Here is a 20,649-nt window from a genome sequence, read left to right on the forward strand (position 1 = left end):
CTATTAATCAAAAGCCTTTTACTATAGAAATTGTTGCCAATTCTCGTATTTATGAATAGCTATTAGTCGAAATATTTATATTTTTTTCTGTCAACGTCAGACAATCTTTCCACACATAATTTTTTATAATAACCAAAAGTGCGGAAAGGGGATAGTTAAATGACAAGTATTGAATGGTATAATACAACGAATGTAGATGACCAAAAAATAGGTTTGAAAAAGAAGCAGATCCTAATAGGCTCTCTCTTTTTTTTAACCGCCTTTTTCTTGGCTCAATCTGTTGTATTTGAAGCGGCTGTACCGTTCTCAGTTCCTTTTTGGGCCATTATTCGAACAAAATATAGGGAGTATGCCAAATTCGTATTATTTGGGAGTTTAGCGGGTTGCTTTTTCCTGGGCTTTGGACAAGTCCTAATTCTCGCTTTACAAATTATCCTGTATGAATGTATTATGCGTTTTCGTTACTGGCAACTGCCCCAAAGTATTGCTGTGTCTTTAGCTGTATTACTGGTACAAATAATGTGGCAAGGGGTGATGTATCAAGGCTTACCACCAGTGCTTGTACAATTTTATGTGGGCTGTGAAGCAGCTTTAGCTCTTATTATGACATTGTTTATGCAAGTATTATTTGTTAATTCGTATGAATGGTTTACGACGCATTGGACATATGAAAAGCTAGGTTCAGGATTAGTCGTCTTTGCAGCCATGCTTACTGGAATGCAAACGGTTGTAATAAGCTATTTTTCACTCCCTATTTTTTTACTGCAGCTCTTTATCTGTTTTGGCGCATTGGTTGGAAGTGTTCCTTTAGCAACTGTCATTGGAGCAGTGTTAGGAACGCTTATAGGTGTGGCCAAGCTTTCGTTTACCGGTATGCTTTCGGTGGCTACCTTAACTGGATTATGTGCGGGTATGGGAGCGAAAGGTGGTAGATTTGGCGTTGCTATTGGTAGTATTTTACCTAGTGTATTTTTTTTATTTTATGACGCCACATTGCCCTTGGATAGTGTTTATTTCACCTCAATTGCCATTGGTAGTATTTTATTTCTAACCATTCCAAAGAAATATTCAGATAAGGTAAGGGACAAGCTCTTTCCACAACGAGAAGAGGTTTTACTAGCCCGACAGAATTGGTTAACAGAACATGTAACGTATAAATTAGAGCACTTTCAACATTTTGTGCAATTCATGAAGGAACTTGTGTTTGATCGCTTTATGACAGCACCAGTTGAAGCGGCAAAGGAAGTAGCACCAATGAATACTTGTTTAAGTTGTTTCCGTTATGATCATTGCTGGGGTGCGCAAAATAATGGTATGGACAAGCTGATGACAGATTGGTTTCATATGAAAGGAGTAGGCAAGGAATCAGCTATTCATCGTGTTGAAGAACAAATACGCTATAAATGTGTGAAATCCACGAAAATCTTTGAGGAATTAGATACAGAACTTTATAGAGAACGAATTAACGGGCAATATTTCCATGGTAAAAAAATGATTGCCCTTCAACTGCGAGATATGAGCAATCATTTAAATCAGTTAATTGCTGAGATGAAGGAAGATACAATTTCTTTTGTAAGTGTTGAGAAGGATATTGTTGAGCGCTTAAAGGAAGCCAATATTGAATGTTTTCAACTTGATGTCTTAAGTAATAAGCCTGGGGCAAGAAAGATTGTTTGTGCCTTAGCACCAGCACGTGTCAACTGGGAGAAAGATACGACATTAGCTGAACGCATGATTTTGCCGATTCTTTATGAAATTTTTGATGAACCTTTTGAAATTGAAAAAGTAGTAGCCTGCGAAATACCATTTCGTCATGTTCAAATTTGCTTTAGATCAGCTATTAGCTTTGAAGTAGAGTATGATATATATAGCATGTCTAAAGATGCAACACTATATTCCGGTGATTCTCACGCCCTTTTCCAATTGCATCCAGGATTATTTGCGATATTGCTGTCTGATGGTATGGGGCAAAGTAAAGAAGCACAACATGAAAGTAGAAAATTGATTCATTTAATGAGAGAGTGTCTAAATTACAATATGAATCCCGAAACTGCGATGCATACGCTCCATTATGTCATGGCATTAAAACAGCAAGATGATATGTATGCAACCCTTGATTTTGCACTTGTCGATTTACAGCACGGAGATTTGTGGTCGTGGAAAGCGGGTGGAATGTCAACCTACATTTTGCGTGGAAAAGAGGTACTGAAAGTAGAAAGTAATGCAGCACCTGTAGGATTTTTATCTATTTCAGCAGTCGAAGCTGAAAAAAGAAAACTGAAGGCAGGTGATGTTATTTTAATGCATTCAGATGGACTGTTCTCAAGTGTAGCTGATTGGGATGAACAGGAGGAAACATTTTTAGCTTTCGCACAGCAGGTAGCAAGTACAAATAAAACGATTCAAGAAAAGCTAACAACCATTATGCAATCATTCCAAGGATATTTTGAAATAGAGGATGATTGTACAGTATTAATGTTAGAGGTGACACATGTTGTACCGACATGGGCTGTCTTTAGACCAGCTCAGTATTCAATGAGTAAATCATCTTAAACTAACAACGAAAAGGGGAGGAGAAGCGTTTGTCATTTGAATTAAAGGTCAAAACATTTATAGAAGAAGAGCAATTATTACAGCAAGGCGACCATCTTCTCATCGCCGTTTCGGGTGGGATAGACTCTATGGCTTTACTTCATTACTTTATTCAAACACAGGAGCATTGGAACATTCAGGTGGAAGCCGTACATGTTGATCATATGTTGAGAGGAGAAGCTTCTGCTGAGGATAGGGCTTTTGTTCAAAAATATTGTGACGCTAATGATGTTTACTTACATGCCAAGGAAATTCCAATACCTACAATATTGGCACAGGAAAATGGTAATACACAGTTAATATGTCGTAGGGAAAGGTATCAATTTTTCAAAGAAGTTCTGCAAAAAACAAATGCTAATAAGCTTGTAACTGCACATCATGCGGATGACCAACTGGAGTCAGTATTAATGGCCCTTACAAAAAATGCAACAATGAATAGCATGCAGGGCATACGTCCTCAAAGAATTTTTGGAGGAAAATCATTAATTCGTCCGTTTTTAACGGTTACAAAGTCTGAAATAGGGGAATATTTACTTAGAAAAGGTTTAGATTATCGAGAAGATGCTAGCAATTCTAAAGATACCTATGTACGTAATCGTTTTAGACATCATGTGGTGCCTTTATTGGAGGCAGAGAATCCGCGAGTGACTGAACAGGTGACCCATTTCACAAAGCAATTGCAAGAAGACGATACCTTTTTAATGACATTGGCCCAAGATGTATTTTCCCAAATCATCATAAGAAATAATGAAAATACATATCGCATGGAAATTGAGGCATTTCAATTGGTACCACTTGCTTTACAAAGGAGGCTCATTTTAATACTATTAAACTATCTTTACAAAGATTCAAATACGATACAAAGTTATGCCTTATTGACTTCAATTTTAAAGCTTTGTGATACAACAGCAGGGTATGCTGAAATTCACTTACCTGAAGATTTTCTAGCAGTTCGCCGTTATGGAAATTTAACGATTCAGAAAAAGGAGCCGTTAGAAGGCCTAGCTTCTCCTGAGAAACAGGTTATTTCGACTGCTAATGGCTGGACAACACTGACAAATGGTGAGCGCTTACGCGTAGTCAATTTGCATGATTTATCGTCTGAATTGCTGACGGATACTGCACAACTTTTTTATTTTAACGCTAGCAAACTCCACCTACCGTTTTATGTTCGGGCACGCAGGGATGGAGATAGAATGCTGTTAAAAGGAATGGATCAGCCAAAACGCTTATCTCGCCTTTTTATAGATGAAAAGATTCCTTTAAATGAGCGAAATAGCTGGCCGTTACTGATTTCTCAATCTGATGAGGTGGTAGCGGTAATTGGTGTGCGTATGGGAATATTTTTTTCAACCACTCCGCAACCAAACGATGATACAGTGCTCATCGTAGACTAAGGTCTTTGTAAAATATTTCACCGAAATAGGGTGAAGATTTTTTGATACATCACGAGGAGGAATCGATATGTTACAAAACGACATCGAAAAAATTATGATTACAGAAGAACAATTGCAAGAAAGAATTGCAGACTTAGGCGCGCAATTAACAGAGGAATACAAAGATGCATTTCCATTAGCTGTTGGCGTACTTAAAGGGGCAATGCCATTTATGACAGACCTAATGAAACGTTTCGATTCTTTCATCGAACTTGATTTTATGGATGTGTCTAGCTATGGTAATGCTACTGTGTCATCTGGTGAAGTGAAGATTTTAAAGGATTTGAATACAAGCGTTGAGGGACGTGACGTATTAATTATCGAGGACATTATTGATAGTGGTTTAACTTTAAGCTATCTAGTAGATTTATTTAAATATCGCAAAGCAAAGTCCATTAAAATTGTTACATTACTTGATAAACCATCAGGTCGAAAAGTAAATTTATCTGCTGACTATGTTGGTTTCGAAGTGCCAGATGGCTTTGTTGTAGGATATGGCTTAGATTACGCTGAAAAATATCGTAACTTACCTTATATTGGTATTTTAAAGCCTGAGGTATATTCTTTCTAAGAACAAAAGACCAGCTATAAAAAGTAAAGGTCTCCAGCGCAAGTCACGTATTTTTAGTTATGTTTAACATAATTCAAAATCTTGACACAATGTTTAGCTATATCGAGCCCGAGGAACAGGTACAATTACGCTGGGACATATAAAGATGGCCTAAAAACTGTTGTGATAACGGCAATAAGTGAACGAAACATTTTTTAAGTAGGGCTTTTCGTTGTATGATGAAATCATGATATGTTAAGATTTTACTTATAATTTTTCTGTTTGTAATGAGGAGGCTGGAGATGAATCGAATATTTCGATATACCATATTCTATCTACTGATTTTCCTAGTGATTATCGGTATTTTTGGTACTTTCAATGGTGGAAATTCACCAACGAAAGAATTAACTTATCATGAGTTTCAAGAAGCTCTAGATAAGAAAGAAATAACAAGTGCTACAATTCAACCTGATAAATCAGTTTACGTCGTTGAAGGAACACTGAAGGGGTATGAAAAAGGGGAAAGTTTTACTACAAACATCCCTCGTGAAAACCAATCTTTAATGGACCGCATCGATGAGGCTGCTAAGGATAAAAATAGTAATATTAGTTTTTTAGCAGCACCAGAAACAAGTGGATGGATTCAATTCTTTACAGGAATTATTCCTTTCATTATCATCATTTTCTTATTCTTCTTCCTAATGAGTCAATCTCAGGGTGGCGGTAATAAAGTGATGAGCTTTGGTAAAAGCAAAGCTAAACTGTATGATGATCAAAAGAAAAAAGTGCGTTTTACAGATGTAGCAGGTGCTGATGAAGAGAAAGCAGAACTTGTTGAAGTGGTAGAATTCTTAAAAGACCACCGCAAATTCACTGAAATTGGTGCCCGTATTCCAAAGGGTATCTTACTTGTAGGTCCTCCAGGTACAGGTAAAACATTACTTGCACGAGCAGTAGCAGGTGAAGCAGGTGTTCCATTCTTCTCTATCTCAGGTTCTGACTTCGTAGAAATGTTTGTCGGTGTTGGTGCTTCTCGTGTCCGAGATCTATTTGAAAATGCTAAGAAAAATGCTCCATGTATCATCTTTATCGATGAGATTGATGCAGTAGGTCGTCAACGTGGTGCTGGTCTCGGTGGAGGCCATGATGAGCGTGAACAAACATTAAACCAGTTATTAGTTGAAATGGATGGTTTTGGTGCTAATGAAGGGATTATTATCATTGCCGCAACAAACCGCCCGGATATTTTAGATAAAGCATTATTACGTCCAGGTCGTTTTGACCGTCAAATTACAGTAGGTCATCCTGATGTAAAAGGACGTGAGGCAATTCTTAAAGTACATGCACGTAATAAGCCTTTAGCAGATACAGTTGATTTAGCAGCTGTTGCTCAACGTACGCCAGGTTTCTCAGGTGCGGATTTAGAAAATCTACTAAACGAAGCAGCGCTTGTAGCGGCTCGAAAAAGTAAGCGCACTATAAATATGGCAGATATTGATGAAGCATCAGACCGAGTAATCGCTGGTCCTGCAAAAGCCAGTCGCGTATATTCTGCGAAAGAGAAGAAACTGGTATCCTTCCATGAAGCCGGCCACGTAGTCGTTGGTCTTGAGCTAGATGAGGCTGATACAGTACACAAAGTAACAATTGTTCCTCGTGGGCAAGCGGGTGGATATGCGATTATGTTACCGAAGGAAGAGCGCTTCTTTACGACAAAGCAAGAGCTTTTAGATCGTATTGCAGGTCTTCTGGGTGGTCGTGTAGCTGAAGAAATTGTTCTTGGTGAAGTTTCTACTGGAGCACATAACGATTTCCAAAAGGTTACAAGCATTGCCCGTGCTATGGTTACTGAATACGGAATGAGTGAGAATCTTGGAGCTATGCAATTTGGTTCAAGTCAAGGTGGTAATGTATTCCTTGGCCGCGACTTTAATTCTGACCAGAACTATTCTGATTCAATAGCCTATGAAATTGATAAAGAAATGCAAAAAATAATTGATACACAATATGAGCGTACTAAGCGTATCCTTACGGAAAAACGTCACCTGCTTGATTTAATTGCCAATACACTAATGGAAAAAGAAACATTAAATGCACAAGAAATTGAGCATTTACGTGATCACGGTGTGTTACCGGAACCAGAGGCTGCAGAAAAAATTGAGGAGAACACTCCAAAGATTGAAGCAAAGCCTACATTAGATACTATTGGCGAACCAGTTGTTGAAAAAGAGCTACTAAGTAAAGAGTCAAATCCAACAACTTTGGATTTAGCAAAAGAACGTAAAGAACCGAATGATGCACCTAAGGGTATCGATGAAAAACGTGATTAAAAATAGGGAAGACTGTTTACTAGTTCAGTAAGCAGTCTTTTTCTTTGCCTTTTCTTACTAATAAGCATTAGGATAGAGTAGTAAAAAAGACAAGCTGCATGCAACTCTGCCATTTAGAGAGATGTTAGCCAAAAAAGATAGGAGTGTATATGCGTGGGAAATGTTGTATTGAATAATGGTCTTAAAATGCCATTGGTTGGATATGGTGTCTTTCGAGTACCCGAAGGAGATGACCTAGCTGAAGCAGTCAAAACAGCTATAGCAAAAGGCTATCGTAGTATTGATACAGCACAAGTATATCGAAACGAAGAAAGTGTTGGACGAGGAATACGAGCAGCCATTGAAGAAGGCTTGGTAACTCGTGAAGAATTATTTATCACATCAAAAGTTTGGAACGATGGACTTTCCTATGAAGAAACACTTGCGGCATATGACAGCAGTCTAGAAAAAATAGGATTAGACTATTTAGATTTATATTTAGTACATTGGCCTGGAATAGACCAAAATTATATTGAAGTTTATAAAGCACTAGAAAAGATTTATCAAGATGGTCGAGTACGTTCAATTGGTGTTAGTAATTTCCATGTACACCATTTGGAAAGCCTTTTGAAGGAAACGACTGTCATCCCTGTTATAAATCAAATTGAATTCCATCCGCATTTAATACAGGAGGAAGTACGTGCCTACTGTAAGGATAAGGGCATACAGGTAGAGGCATGGTCTCCGTTGATGAATGGTTCTCTACTGGAAGAGGCATTGATTCAAGAGCTAGCATCTAAATATGGCAAAACGCCTGCACAGATTGTATTACGCTATGATGTGCAACATGATGTTGTCACGATTCCAAAAACGATGACACCTGCACGTATGACTGAAAACCTAGCTGTTTTTGATTTTACGTTAACTGAGCAAGAAATGACACAGTTAGATGCAATGAACGATGGACTACGTTGTGGTCCAGATCCAGAAAAATTTAATTTCAAATGATTGTAAGAGAGGCTACCATATTTAAGGGGCCTCTTTTTAAAGAAGGATGATAACATGTATAGGTATTTATCTCCACCTGTAGTAGAAGGTGATGTACTTAAGACTATCCCTCCAGTACAAACAACATCTGCTGAATCAAGATAAAAAGTATGGTATCATTTTCTAAAGTGTTTTATCCTCATTCCAGTTAGAGAGAATATTGTAATACGGGGAATGTGAAAGTTACAATGACGACATGGGAGGTGTCATTCTTGATTTTGGTTTTAGATGCAGGGAATTCCAATATTGTATTAGGTGTCTATGATGACAACGATCAATTAGCCTTCCATTGGCGTATGGTGACGGATCTTCATAAAACAGAAGATGAATATGCCATGCAAGTTCTTTCATTTTTTAATCATGCAGGCATTTCATTTGAACAAATAACAGGCATTATTATATCCTCAGTTGTGCCACCAATTATGTTTTCACTAGAGGCGATGTGCCAGAAGTATTTTCGAAAAAAGCCATTGATAGTAGGACCAGGTGTGAAAACAGGTTTAAATATTAAATACGAAAATCCTCGTGAGGTTGGGTCTGATCGCATAGTGAATGCCATAGCAGCTCTAGATTTATATAAGGCCCCTTGTATCATAGTTGATTTTGGGACAGCAACAACCTATTGTTATTTGAACGAAAAGGGCGATTACATGGGTGGAGCTATTGCGCCAGGCATCACTATTTCTACAGAGGCTCTTTATACACAGGCTGCAAGATTGCCGCGTATTGAAATCGTTCGACCTACACATATCGTGGGGAAAACGACCGTTTCTGCCATGCAGTCGGGAATTTTTTATGGCTTTGTCGGGCAAGTTGAGGGCATTGTTAATCGTATAAAAGCACAAAGTAAAGAGGAGCCATTAGTTATTGCTACAGGTGGATTAGCAAATCTAATTGCAGGGGAGACACAAATTATAGATGTTGTAGATCCATTTTTAACGTTAAAGGGTTTATATAAGCTCTATAAACGTAACCAATAGGAAATGAGGGACATTCCATTTATGAGTGATTATTTAGTAAGAGGTTTAGGATTTAATGGACAAGTTCGTGTGTTTGCAGCACGTACAACAGCCACAGTAGGAGAAGTGCAACGCCGTCACGATACATGGCCAGTTGTATCAGCAGCTTTAGGTCGTTCAATGACAGCGGCAGTTATGATGGGAGCCATGCTAAAAGGTGAAGAGAAAATTACTATTAAAATTGAGGGCAACGGTCCAATTGGCCCAATGGTAATTGATAGTAATGCACATGGAGAAGTGCGTGGATTTGTGACAAACCCCCATGTACACTTTGATTTAAACGAGCAAGGTAAGCTAGATGTTCGAGCAGGTGTTGGAACAGAAGGTGCTCTTACAATTGTTAAAGACCTTGGTTTAAGAGATATGTTTTCAGGACAAACACCAATTGTTTCAGGCGAAATTGCTGAAGATTTTACTTATTATTTTGCTACATCTGAGCAAGTACCATCATCTGTAGGTTTAGGCGTATTAGTTAATCCAGACAACACTATTCTTGCAGCTGGCGGATTTATACTTCAATTAATGCCAGGTTGTGAGGAAGAAACGATAACTGAAATTGAGCAACACCTTGCTACAATAGAGCCTGTTTCCAAAATGATTGAAAAAGGCTTTACACCAGAGCAAATTTTAGAAGCTGTATTAGGAAATGGACATCTACAAATTTTAGATTCCATGCCAGTTGAATTTAAATGTCAATGTTCAAAAGAGCGGTTTGGTGCGGCAATTTTAGGTCTAGGAACTGCAGAGATTAGAGAAATGATTGATGAGGACGGCGGTGCAGAGGCACAATGTCACTTCTGCTTAGAGACATATAGCTTTTCTAAAGATGAGCTAGAAGGGTTTATCGATGAGCTCAACGCGTAATCGGCGACCTTCAACCAATGTAACACCAAACCAAACTCCTTTATTGCAACGTCGTTTAAAGACAAAGCCTGCTTTAGCTGTCATAGCAGTTTTGTTATTAGGAAATGTATTATGGTTCATTAGTTGGTTGATCCCGAACAAAGGTCAGGAAATTGGTAGCGACGAACAAGTCGCTGCCATTGACGGGGATGTTATCACACGCCAAGAGTGGATGATTGCTATGGAAGAACGATATGGTAAAGAAACACTCCAAAATTTAGTAAATGAAACGGTAATGGAAAAGGCCGCAAAAACATATAAAATTAAAGTTACTGATAAAGAAATTGATCTGGAATTAGCGTTAATGCGATCTGCTCAAGATAAGTATGATACAGCCATGCAAAATCTTTCGGCAGAGCAACTACGCCAAAAGATTCGATCACAGCTTATATTGGATAAGGTACTCACGAAAGATGTAGTGATAGAGGAAGAAAACGTTGAAAAGTATTATGAGGAAAATCAAGGCTTATATAATACAAAAACAAGCTATCGTACGAATTTTATTGAGGTCGATTCAAAAAAAGCTGCTGATGAGGCACTGGGTGAATTAAAAAATGGCTCTGATTTTACAGTGCTGGCACGAGAAATTTCTGTTGATAGTGCTTCAGCGAGTTTAGGAGGGGATATTGGTTTCCTTACAGAAAATCAGGAAAATGTAGACCCTGCAATTATTAATACTGTAAAATCACTAAAGGCAGATGAGGTAAGTAAAGCCTTTAAGTTAGATAATGGTCATTATGGCATTGTTCAAGTACAAGAGATATTAGAAGGACAATCCTTTACATATGACGATGTGAAAGAACATATTGAGCGAGAATTAGCTTTAGAGCAATTACCGCAATCTGTTACGCCGGAAGCATTTTGGTCGGAATTTAATGCTACTTGGTATTATGGAGAGACTAAAAAAGAAAAATAATACATGAAAAGAGTCTGCAGGTTTTGCGGGGTAAAATGAGTCTGATCAAACTTACAGGCATTCGTAGTGAATTACCCAATAAATGCAGGTTCTTTTTCTTTAGTGAGGATAAGATTTTTCCTTTTCATAGCAATGATAAATATTCTGAAAATATTAGTTTTATTTATTGACAATCGAATGGAAAAATTGATAAAATACAAAATAAGTAAAACCTATAAAAATAGTAGGGATTGGGAGTGGATTAGTAAATGAGTAGATTAGCAAACTCGGTAGCTGAATTAGTTGGTAAAACACCAATTGTAAAATTAAATCATGCAACAAGTGAAAATGAAGGTACTGTGTATGTAAAATTAGAATATTTTAATCCGGGAAGCTCGGTGAAAGACCGTCTAGCTTTAGCTATGATTGAAGCTGCGGAAAAAGACGGGACATTAAAACCTGGTGGTACGATTATTGAGCCGACATCTGGTAATACAGGTATTGGTCTTGCAATGATTGCAGCTGCTAAAGGTTATAAAGCCATTTTAGTTATGCCAGAAACTATGAGCTTAGAGCGTCGTAATTTATTACGTGCTTATGGTGCAGAGCTTGTATTAACACCTGGTCCAGCAGGTATGAAAGGTGCAATTGCTAAAGCAGAAGAACTATCTGAAGAACATGGCTACTTCCTACCACAACAATTTACAAATCCTGCGAACGCGGTAATTCACCGTTTAACAACAGGCCCAGAAATTGTAGAAGCATTTGATGGCCTGACACTCGATGCTTTTGTAGCTGGTGTCGGCACTGGTGGTACAATTACTGGTGCTGGTGCGGTCTTAAAAGAAAAGTATCCAAACATTGAAATCATTGCAGTTGAACCAAAGGATTCACCAGTTCTTTCTGGTGGTCAACCAGGGCCTCATAAAATTCAAGGAATTGGCGCTGGATTTGTACCAGCAGTTTTAGATACAGAAGTCTATTCTTCAGTATTCCCTGTTGAGAATGAGGTTGCTTTTGAAGTAGCACGTAAAGTAGCACGTGAAGAAGGAATCCTATGTGGTATTTCATCTGGTGCTGCAATCTATGCTGCAATTGAAGCGGCAAAACGTTTAGGTAAGGGTTCGAATGTCCTTGCTATTGTGCCTTCTAATGGTGAGCGTTATCTATCAACACCTTTATATCAATTTGAAGACTAATTCAATTTTTTTATGTAAGGGCTCCTTTATAAAGGGGCCCTTTTTTAGTGTGAAAACTAGGGCACTATGAAAATTATAAAAACATTCGCTTCTATGTAATAATCAAGTTAAGATGGAATCACATCATATGTTTAAAGGGGAAAAATAACTTGAAAACAATACTTACAAAAACATTAACGATGGATGCAGATTCATTTTTTTATAGCTATAAAAGGCAGACAGAGACGCAGCAAGCACATGTGTTTTTAGAAAGTGGACGTGGTGGACATTTTTCAATAGCTGCGTGGAATCCATTAGCTACCGCACGATCAGTAGAGGGTGGGCTTTTCGTAAATTGGAGAAATGGCAGACAGGAAGTTTTACAAGGGGAGTCCCTCGACTTACTGGAAGAGCTTGTGGCGGAATATCAGGTTTCTTATAATGCAGAGCTACCTGTTTTTCAGGGAGGGGCTATTGGATTTGTGTCGTATGATTATGCTCGTAAAATCGAGGAGCTTCCTAATACGGCAACAGATGATTTACAAGTGCCTGATATCTATTATTATATCTTTGATTGCTGGGCCGTACATGATGTGAAAACGAATACAGTGACACTTATGAAGTTAGAAGAGAATGAGGTTAACTTGGAAGAATGGGCTAACATCTGGCAGGTTGCTGCACAGGCTGGATTAGACGCGCGCAAATTTGAGAAAACAACTGCTATAGAAGTTAAGAATGATGAAAATGAGTTGCTTGTTTCATTTGCAGGAGGCGATTTCGAGGCAGCAGTTAAAAAAATCCAAACGTATATCGCACAAGGCGATGTCTTTCAGGTGAATTTATCTGTTCGTCAGTCTAAGAAACTCAATGCAAATGCACTAGATGTCTATGAGGCACTACGAGCGTTTAATCCGTCGCCATATATGGCTTATATTGAAGCACCTGATTTTTCTGTTGTTTCTGGATCGCCAGAGTTACTAGTCAAGCGTCAAGGCAATGAGTTGTCGACGAGACCAATCGCTGGCACTCGACCAAGAGGGAAGTCTGAAGAGGAAGATTTAGCGTTGGCTCAAGAATTAATTGATAATGATAAAGAGCGTGCTGAGCATGTGATGTTAGTGGATTTAGAGCGCAATGATTTAGGACGTGTATCCACCTATGGAACAGTGGAAGTGGATGAGTTTATGGTCATTGAGCGCTATTCCCATGTTATGCATATCGTTTCGAATGTGCGTGGAGAAATAGCAGAAGGTAAAACGAATGCAGATGTTATTCGTGCGATGTTCCCAGGTGGGACAATTACAGGAGCGCCTAAAATCCGCACTATGGAAATTATTGAAGAATTGGAGCCTGTACGACGTGGTTTATATACAGGCTCAATCGGCTGGCTAGGCTTTACAGGTGATATGGAGTTTAATATTGTAATCCGTACAGCATTTGTAAAAGATGGGGTTGCGCATATTCAAGCTGGAGCAGGCATTGTCATTGACTCTGTTCCGGAAAGAGAGTATCAGGAATCTTTAAATAAAGCGAAAGCAATGTGGCAGGCAAAGGCAATGGCAGAGGAGCGAGTAATATGATTTTGATGATCGATAACTATGATTCATTTATTTATAACATCGTCCAATATTTGGGTGAATTTGGTCATGACATAGTAGTAAAACGTAATGATGTTATTACAGTAGAAGAAATAGAACAACTTTCGCCAGATATGATTGTTATTTCTCCAGGGCCATGTAGTCCAAATGAGGCGGGGGAAAGCCTGAACATTATTAAATATTTCGCGGGAAATATTCCGATTTTAGGAGTTTGTCTTGGACATCAGGCGCTTGCACAAGTGTTTGGTGGTCATGTCATACAAGCGGAACGTTTAATGCATGGGAAGACATCACCCGTGCTGCATGCTGAAGTGGGTTTGCATAAAGGCATGCCAAATCCATTCCAAGCAACTCGCTATCATTCTCTTATTGTAGAAAAGGAGACATTACCAGCGTGTCTAGAAGTAACAGCTTGGACAGAAGAAGGAGAAATTATGGGTTTACGTCATAAGGAATATCCTATTGAGGGTGTACAATATCATCCGGAATCCATTATGACAGAGCAAGGGAAACAACTTCTTCGCCAATTTATAGAAATGTATATAGAAGGAGTGAAATAGATGCAGTGCTGGATGAACGGAAACTATATGGCGGCCCAGGATCTGAGAATTTCGCCATTTGATCATGGATTTTTATATGGATTAGGATTTTTTGAAACGTTCCGAACATATGGTGGTCAGGTATTTTACTGGGAAGCACATATGGAAAGATTACAGCATGCTTTATCACAATATCACATTCATTTAAACTATCCTGAAAGTGTATTACTTGAGGCTGTGCAACAACTAAATCAACTTGCTGGCGGTCAGGATGGTTACTTCCGTTTAAATGTATCTGCGGGTGAACATAATATTGGATTACAGCCAACAGAATATAGACAACCTAATATCATCATTTTTCGCAAGGAACTTCAAGACACGCCGCGTGGTACTGAAAAGTTTGCACAATGGCTTACCATACCACGTAATACACCTGAACAAGCATTTCGTGTTAAATCGCACCATTACGGCAATAACGTGCTTGGTCGCTTTGAAATGCCATCACTGGCTCAACAAGAAGGTTTCTTTTTAACAGAATCAGGCTATGTAGCTGAAGGTGTGACATCAAATATATTTTGGATAAAAAATGATATACTATATACGCCTTCTTTGGAGACAGGTATTTTACCAGGAATTATTCGTGCATGGGTTATAGAAAAGGCTAGTGCGCTAAACCTTGACGTACAGGAAGGCTTTTATACAAAAGAGGATTTACTACAAAGTACGGAATGCTTCATTACCAATTCAGTACAAGAACTTGTGCCTATTAGTAGCTTGGCGAACCAGCGATTTTTAGGCAATAAAGGACCTATTTATTCCATTTTGCATAGCGCATTTGTTCAAGAAGTGGAACGAGGATAGAAGGAGCGTTTACATGCTAGAAAAATATACGAAACCATTAACGATTAATGGTATTACATTAGACTATAGACAAGAAACATTTGTTATGGGGATTCTAAATGTTACACCGGACTCCTTCTCTGATGGAGGAAAGTATAACAATGTGGAGGCTGCAGTTACTCAAGCAAAAAAAATGGTGGCTGAAGGAGCAAAAATTATCGATGTAGGTGGAGAATCTACACGTCCTGGGTACGAACGAATTTCAGATGAAGATGAAATTGCACGCATCGTGCCTGTTATTCGAGCGTTAGCACAAGAAGTAAAGGTCATTATTTCAGTTGATACGTATAAAGCAAGTGTGGCGCGTGCCGCAATTGAAGCCGGCGCACATATCATCAATGATATTTGGGGAGCAAAGGCAGAACCAGAAATTGCTCAGGTTGCTGCAGACTTACATGTTCCAATCATTTTAATGCATAACCGTGAAAATATGGATTATGGTGTTGATTTTTGGACGACTGCAAAGGCAGATTTAGAAAAAAGTATTGCCATTGCACAGCAAGCGGGAGTTCCCGATCATCATATCATCTTAGACCCAGGTATCGGCTTTGCTAAAAATACTGCACAAAATATAGCTATGATGCAACACTTATCGGATTTAGTGGCTATGGGCTATCCCGTATTATTAGCAACATCACGTAAATCAATGATTGGTAATGTCTTAAACTTACCTGTTGAGGAGCGTCTTGAAGGGACAAGCGCCACAGTGGTTTATGGAATTGAAAAGGGTTGTCATATGATAAGAGTTCATGATGTAAAGGAAATGGCGCGGGCAACGTATATGACGGATGTATTAGTGGGTAAACGTTTGTTTAAGGAGGAAGCGTGATGGATTATATTCATTTAAAGGACATGCAGTTTTATGGTTATCATGGTGTATTAGCAGCTGAAACCACTCTAGGCCAACGCTTTCGAGCAAATGTTTCGCTTGCAGTAGACATGACAAAAGCCGGTGAAACGGATGATCTTTCTTATACCGTAAATTATGCAGAGGTATATGCGTTATGTCGGGATATTGTAGAGGGTGAACCGTTTAAGCTTATTGAGGCTCTTGTTGTGAAAATAGCTAATGTGATTTTAGCAACCTATCCTGATAAAGTAAAAGGAGTTCGTGTAGAGCTTATTAAACCAGACCCACCTATTCATGGTTATTATAAAGAAGTCTCTGTTGAGGTTACGAGGGGGGATTTCTAATGAAGGATGTCTATTTATCTATCGGAACAAATATGGGGGAGAGATATGAGAATCTTCAGCATGCAGTAGACCTTTTAAAAGAAAAGAAGGAACTAGAGTTGATTCGTGTTTCATCTGTTTTTGAAACAGCTGCTGTAGGTTATACGGATCAGGCCGATTTTTTGAATATAGCTGTTCATCTAAAAACAGCTATATCGTCTGTTGAGATGTTGAATATTTGCCAAGAAATCGAACGGGAATTAGGGCGTGTAAGAGAATTCCGCTGGGGCCCAAGAGTTATTGATCTTGACATTTTACTTTACAATCAAGAGAATATTGAAACGGAGAACTTAATTGTTCCTCATCCAAGAATGTACGAGCGAGCGTTCGTCCTAGTACCACTTGTAGAGATCACGCCATCACCTTTCGATGAACAGCTACAACAAGCGCATGATCTGTTACAGCAAATGGATTGTGAAAAGGAAGGCGTAATCTTCTGGAACCACTTTAATGAGCCGTCAGCGGTGAATTAAGTATTTGTATAGGAATGAATTATCAGCGTATAGCATTAACGATAGATAGAGAAAATAGGTAAAGCCTATAGAGGAGGAAGAAAAACGTTGAGTCAGTCAACAGAGAAGCCATTTCAAATTGGCGATATTGTCATGGACAACCGAGTAGTATTAGCGCCAATGGCTGGGATTTGTAACTCTGCTTTCCGATTAACGGTTAAGGAGTTTGGGGCAGGTCTCGTATATGCTGAAATGATTAGTGATAAGGGCATTGTCCAAAAGAATGAAAAAACATTAGGTATGCTTTATATCGATGAACGTGAAAATCCTCTTTCACTGCAAATCTTTGGTGGAGATAAAGAAACCTTAGTGGAAGCAGCAAAATATGTGGATGAAAATACGACTGCTGATATTATTGATATCAACATGGGATGTCCTGTTAATAAAATTATAAAATGTGAAGCGGGAGCACGTTTACTACTTGATCCTAATAAAGTATATGAGATGGTAGCGGCTGTTGTGGATGCTGTTAAAAAGCCGGTTAGCGTAAAAATGCGTATTGGTTGGGATGAAGAACATATCTTTGCGATTGAAAACGCTCAAGCTGTTGAGCGTGCAGGTGCAGCTGCAGTAGCAGTTCATGGTCGTACACGTGTACAAATGTATGAGGGTAAAGCGAACTGGGATTATATTCGTCAAGTAAAGGAAAATGTCAGCATCCCTGTGCTTGGTAACGGTGACGTGGAAACACCCCAAGATGCTAAACGTATGCTGGAAACTACAGGTGTAGATGCAGTAATGATTGGACGTGCTGCTTTAGGTAATCCATGGATGATCTATCGTACGGTTGAATACCTAGCAACTGGTGAATTAAAAGAAGAGCCAAGTGTACGAGAAAAAATGGACGTATGTTTACTGCACTTTGAACGACTTCTTCAATTAAAAGGGGAAGGAATTGCAGTACGGGAAATGCGCAAGCATGCATCATGGTATTTAAAAGGAATTCGAGGTAATGGTAAGGCCCGCAACGCTATTAACCAAACAGAAACTGCGGCAGAACTTCGGGTACTATTAAATAGTCTTGTACAGGAGTATGAAGAAAGCGAATCTAAATTAATTGTTCCAGAAGTTAAAGAATTAATGATATAGTTTTTATTATGGGCGTCTCTATAATTTGATAGAGGCGCCTTTTCAGCAGCACTTTTAATTTTTAGAATTATTAATTATTTTATGTTGGATTGAAAATAAATTGAAACAGATGATTACAGCACTAAAATTGTGTACAATAGAAATATTATGGACGTAAACGCGGACAATTTACTTAAGGAGTGAAACAAGTGTCAAATATAGAAGAATTAAATGATCAACTATTGGTGAGACGCCAAAAGATGACAACGATACTAGAAAATGGACAAGACCCATTTGGAAGCCGTTTTGAGCGTACACATTTATCAACAGAAGTACGTGATCAATTTGCAGATCAAACAAAAGAACAGCTTGAGGAAAACCTTCAAGAGGTAATTATTGCGGGCCGTATTATGACGAAACGTGGTAAAGGAAAAGCTGGCTTTGCACATATTCAAGATTTAAATGGTCAAATTCAAATTTATGTTCGTCAAGATCATGTAGGCGAAGAAGCGTATGAATTATTTAAACAAGCTGATTTAGGAGATATCGTGGGTGTGCGTGGTAACGTGTTCCGTACACAAGTGGGAGAACTTTCTGTAAAGGCTGAGGAATTCACATTCCTTACAAAAGCGCTACGTCCTATGCCAGAGAAATTCCACGGCTTACAGGATGTTGAGCAACGTTATCGTCAACGTTATCTAGATTTAATGACAAACGAAGATAGCAAAAAGACATTTATCACGCGTTCGAAAATTATTCGTGCAATCCGAAATTATTTAGATAATGCTGGATACTTAGAAGTAGAAACACCAATGCTTCACACAATTGCAGGTGGCGCAGCAGCTCGTCCATTTATTACGCATCACAATGCCCTTGATATGGAATTATATATGCGAATTGCCATCGAATTGCATTTAAAACGTTTAATAGTTGGTGGTTTAGAGAAAGTTTACGAGATCGGACGTGTGTTCCGTAATGAAGGGATTTCTACACGCCACAACCCTGAATTTACAATGATTGAACTATATGAAGCATATGCTGATTATCAAGATATCATGTCTCTAACTGAAAACCTTATTGCACATGTTGCTCAAGAAGTTCTCGGTACAACTTCTGTTCAATATGGTGAAGATGAAATCAACCTTGCTGTAGGCTGGAAACGAGTTCATATGGTTGACGCTGTAAAAGAGGCAACAGGTGTAGACTTCTGGCAGCCGATGACAAAAGAACAAGCACAAGCACTTGCTAAAGAGCATGGAGTTGAAGTGAAGGATGTTCACGAAGTAGGTCATATTATCAATGAATTCTTCGAACAGAAAGTAGAAGAGACGCTTGTACAGCCTACATTTGTATATGGTCACCCTGTAGAAATCTCACCTCTTGCGAAGAAAAATCCAGAGGACGAGCGTTTTACAGATCGCTTTGAGTTATTTATCGTTCGTCGTGAGCACGCCAATGCCTTCACAGAGTTAAATGACCCTATCGACCAACGCCAACGCTTTGAAGCACAATTAGCAGAAAAAGAAGCAGGTAATGATGAGGCACATGAAATGGACAATGATTTCATTGAAGCATTAGAATACGGTATGCCTCCAACAGGTGGTTTAGGTATAGGTATTGACCGTTTAATTATGCTACTAACAAATTCACCATCAATTCGTGATGTATTATTGTTCCCAACAATGCGTCATATTACAAAATAAATTACTGCGTAGGCTCTTTATAGAGCTGCTAAAGAGCATTCAATGAATTAAGAGGAGAATTCACAGGATAGGTGAGTTCTCTTTCTTTTTGCTCAATGAAAAAAATTAAGTTGTTTAAACGTAGATTATATTTAGGTTATACTTTTATAGTTCTATGTTTTTCAAATCAAATACAATAAGTATAAAAAGAAGTATTTTATTGGGGGCTTATAATGAATTACAAAATTATTAACAAACAAGTATTTGAACAGGCACAATTACGTTCTGTTTCTGATGTTCCATTTACGGAGGAAGAGCTCGAGCATGGTATGAAATTAGTCGTTGCTAAAAAAGACGAGAATCTTACTTTATATTTAGTAGAAATAGATGGCCATAAGAAATTTGATGTTCGTTGGGACGATTCTTCTGAAATCTTTAGTGGCTGGTATTCTGCATGGGATAACTTCTTGTGGTGCTTAAATATAGTTGACCCTCAAGGTAATGAAATAAAATAGGGACTATTAGAAATAAGCAGGCGCTAAAGTACTTCTACTTTAGCGCCTGCTTATTTTCATAATGCAATTTTTAAAAACCTTCTTTGACCTAAACAACTAATTAGATTTGTAGTTTTATTTAGGAAGTAATTTTACACTAAGTTTTATGAGCTATGTTTAACTTGAAAAGTAAGTAGTATTTTAATTTAAGATATTGAGATTTAATAGAAAGAGATGTATAGTAAAACAAATAATAAATAAGGAAAGATACTATGATTTACGATTCTCGTAAATACACAAATTTGCTTATTAAAGCAAGTTTGTTAAATTAAATTAGATTTTGTATAAAAAACACTTGCGAAGTTTTTTCTAACGTGATAAATTATTACTTGTCGTTAAGACGATGCAATCAACAACATTGAACTTCAAAAACAATTTGAAAAAAAGATGTTGACATGAATAATTGATTATAATATAATTTAAAAGTTGTCTCCGCTGATTTGAAAAAACATTTTAAAAAAAGTGTTGACAACGAAGTGAAGAAATGTTATAATTTAAAAGTTGCTGTCGAGAGATGATTGCTAAATGAACCTTGAAAACTGAACAAGCAAAACGTAATCAATAAAGTTTTAAGTAGCTAGTTTTGCTAGTGAACGAAACACAATTTTGGACATCAAACATGATGCCAGCAAAA

At 38.1% G+C, this 20,649-nt stretch carries 18 protein-coding genes; all 18 read left to right on the forward strand.

The genetic code is table 11. The features are described 5' to 3' along the window. Nucleotides 1-159: 159 nt before the first annotated feature. The 18 genes from C7B89_RS15515 to C7B89_RS15600 all read left to right on the forward strand — a co-directional run bounded on the left by C7B89_RS15515 (nucleotide 160) and on the right by C7B89_RS15600 (nucleotide 19,976). Entirely contained in the window at nucleotides 160-2,553 is a 2,394-nt protein-coding gene (locus C7B89_RS15515; protein ID WP_048395327.1) for a SpoIIE family protein phosphatase, read from the forward strand. 29 nt (nucleotides 2,554-2,582) lie between these two features. After that, entirely contained in the window at nucleotides 2,583-3,989 is a 1,407-nt protein-coding gene (gene tilS / locus C7B89_RS15520; RefSeq protein WP_066038166.1) for a tRNA lysidine(34) synthetase TilS, read from the forward strand. A gap of 67 nt (nucleotides 3,990-4,056) precedes the next feature. Further along, nucleotides 4,057-4,599 (forward strand): hypoxanthine phosphoribosyltransferase, encoded by a 543-nt coding sequence (gene hpt, locus C7B89_RS15525; protein WP_004229145.1) that lies wholly within the window; start codon nucleotides 4,057-4,059, stop codon nucleotides 4,597-4,599. Nucleotides 4,600-4,880: 281 nt separating this feature from the next. Next, complete coding sequence (gene ftsH / locus C7B89_RS15530) at nucleotides 4,881-6,908, forward strand: ATP-dependent zinc metalloprotease FtsH (protein ID WP_048395325.1); 2,028 nt, start codon at nucleotides 4,881-4,883, stop codon at nucleotides 6,906-6,908. A 153-nt stretch (nucleotides 6,909-7,061) separates the two neighbouring features. After that, nucleotides 7,062-7,895 (forward strand): aldo/keto reductase, encoded by an 834-nt coding sequence (locus C7B89_RS15535; protein ID WP_115674073.1) that lies wholly within the window; start codon nucleotides 7,062-7,064, stop codon nucleotides 7,893-7,895. A gap of 251 nt (nucleotides 7,896-8,146) precedes the next feature. Further along, nucleotides 8,147-8,914 (forward strand): type III pantothenate kinase, encoded by a 768-nt coding sequence (locus C7B89_RS15540; protein ID WP_054548590.1) that lies wholly within the window; start codon nucleotides 8,147-8,149, stop codon nucleotides 8,912-8,914. A gap of 21 nt (nucleotides 8,915-8,935) precedes the next feature. After that, entirely contained in the window at nucleotides 8,936-9,817 is an 882-nt protein-coding gene (hslO, locus tag C7B89_RS15545) for an Hsp33 family molecular chaperone HslO (protein WP_009373570.1), read from the forward strand. Continuing rightward, nucleotides 9,801-10,772 (forward strand): peptidyl-prolyl cis-trans isomerase, encoded by a 972-nt coding sequence (locus tag C7B89_RS15550; protein WP_048395323.1) that lies wholly within the window; start codon nucleotides 9,801-9,803, stop codon nucleotides 10,770-10,772. The genes hslO and C7B89_RS15550 overlap by 17 nt, the downstream gene beginning before the upstream one ends. Nucleotides 10,773-11,020: 248 nt before the next feature. Beyond that, the gene (gene cysK / locus C7B89_RS15555; RefSeq protein ID WP_004229133.1) at nucleotides 11,021-11,950 is read left to right on the forward strand and encodes a cysteine synthase A; all 930 of its coding nucleotides are present in this window, start codon (nucleotides 11,021-11,023) and stop codon (nucleotides 11,948-11,950) included. 149 nt (nucleotides 11,951-12,099) lie between these two features. Beyond that, nucleotides 12,100-13,509, forward strand: a complete 1,410-nt coding sequence (pabB, locus tag C7B89_RS15560) for an aminodeoxychorismate synthase, component I (RefSeq protein ID WP_066038167.1) — start codon at nucleotides 12,100-12,102, stop codon at nucleotides 13,507-13,509. Continuing rightward, a complete protein-coding gene (gene pabA, locus C7B89_RS15565) occupies nucleotides 13,506-14,087 on the forward strand; it encodes an aminodeoxychorismate/anthranilate synthase component II (RefSeq protein ID WP_048395320.1) in 582 nt (193 codons plus the stop codon). The genes pabB and pabA overlap by 4 nt, the downstream gene beginning before the upstream one ends. Next, on the forward strand, nucleotides 14,088-14,927 hold the full coding sequence (pabC, locus tag C7B89_RS15570) for an aminodeoxychorismate lyase (protein ID WP_054548587.1): 840 nt from the start codon (nucleotides 14,088-14,090) through the stop codon (nucleotides 14,925-14,927). Nucleotides 14,928-14,940: 13 nt separating this feature from the next. After that, nucleotides 14,941-15,795 carry a dihydropteroate synthase gene (gene folP, locus C7B89_RS15575; RefSeq protein ID WP_004229126.1) on the forward strand — a complete coding sequence of 285 codons (855 nt, stop codon included), beginning with the start codon at nucleotides 14,941-14,943 and terminating at the stop codon, nucleotides 15,793-15,795. After that, nucleotides 15,795-16,160: a dihydroneopterin aldolase gene (gene folB, locus C7B89_RS15580; RefSeq protein WP_004229125.1), complete on the forward strand. Its 366-nt coding sequence runs from the start codon at nucleotides 15,795-15,797 to the stop codon at nucleotides 16,158-16,160. Before folP ends, folB begins: the two co-directional genes overlap by 1 nt. Then, complete coding sequence (gene folK / locus C7B89_RS15585; protein ID WP_054548584.1) at nucleotides 16,160-16,672, forward strand: 2-amino-4-hydroxy-6-hydroxymethyldihydropteridine diphosphokinase; 513 nt, start codon at nucleotides 16,160-16,162, stop codon at nucleotides 16,670-16,672. The genes folB and folK overlap by 1 nt, the downstream gene beginning before the upstream one ends. Nucleotides 16,673-16,759: 87 nt before the next feature. Beyond that, nucleotides 16,760-17,800, forward strand: a complete 1,041-nt coding sequence (dusB, locus tag C7B89_RS15590) for a tRNA dihydrouridine synthase DusB (RefSeq protein ID WP_112116972.1) — start codon at nucleotides 16,760-16,762, stop codon at nucleotides 17,798-17,800. A gap of 179 nt (nucleotides 17,801-17,979) precedes the next feature. After that, nucleotides 17,980-19,482 carry a lysine--tRNA ligase gene (gene lysS, locus C7B89_RS15595; RefSeq protein WP_175400778.1) on the forward strand — a complete coding sequence of 501 codons (1,503 nt, stop codon included), beginning with the start codon at nucleotides 17,980-17,982 and terminating at the stop codon, nucleotides 19,480-19,482. Nucleotides 19,483-19,694: 212 nt separating this feature from the next. Further along, nucleotides 19,695-19,976, forward strand: coding sequence for a hypothetical protein (locus C7B89_RS15600; protein ID WP_048395308.1), 282 nt, complete (start codon nucleotides 19,695-19,697; stop codon nucleotides 19,974-19,976). Nucleotides 19,977-20,649 lie beyond the last annotated feature (673 nt).

Source organism: Lysinibacillus capsici (assembly GCF_003367505.1).
GTDB lineage: Bacteria > Bacillota > Bacilli > Bacillales_A > Planococcaceae > Lysinibacillus > Lysinibacillus capsici.

Coding starts and splice junctions, on each gene's coding strand:
- C7B89_RS15515 (WP_048395327.1), top strand. CDS start 160: ATGACAAGTATTGAATGGTATAATACAACGAATGTAGATGACCAAAAA.
- hpt (WP_004229145.1), top strand. CDS start 4,057: ATGTTACAAAACGACATCGAAAAAATTATGATTACAGAAGAACAATTG.
- ftsH (WP_048395325.1), top strand. CDS start 4,881: ATGAATCGAATATTTCGATATACCATATTCTATCTACTGATTTTCCTA.
- hslO (WP_009373570.1), top strand. CDS start 8,936: ATGAGTGATTATTTAGTAAGAGGTTTAGGATTTAATGGACAAGTTCGT.
- C7B89_RS15550 (WP_048395323.1), top strand. CDS start 9,801: ATGAGCTCAACGCGTAATCGGCGACCTTCAACCAATGTAACACCAAAC.
- cysK (WP_004229133.1), top strand. CDS start 11,021: ATGAGTAGATTAGCAAACTCGGTAGCTGAATTAGTTGGTAAAACACCA.
- pabA (WP_048395320.1), top strand. CDS start 13,506: ATGATTTTGATGATCGATAACTATGATTCATTTATTTATAACATCGTC.
- pabC (WP_054548587.1), top strand. CDS start 14,088: ATGCAGTGCTGGATGAACGGAAACTATATGGCGGCCCAGGATCTGAGA.
- folP (WP_004229126.1), top strand. CDS start 14,941: ATGCTAGAAAAATATACGAAACCATTAACGATTAATGGTATTACATTA.
- folB (WP_004229125.1), top strand. CDS start 15,795: ATGGATTATATTCATTTAAAGGACATGCAGTTTTATGGTTATCATGGT.
- folK (WP_054548584.1), top strand. CDS start 16,160: ATGAAGGATGTCTATTTATCTATCGGAACAAATATGGGGGAGAGATAT.
- C7B89_RS15600 (WP_048395308.1), top strand. CDS start 19,695: ATGAATTACAAAATTATTAACAAACAAGTATTTGAACAGGCACAATTA.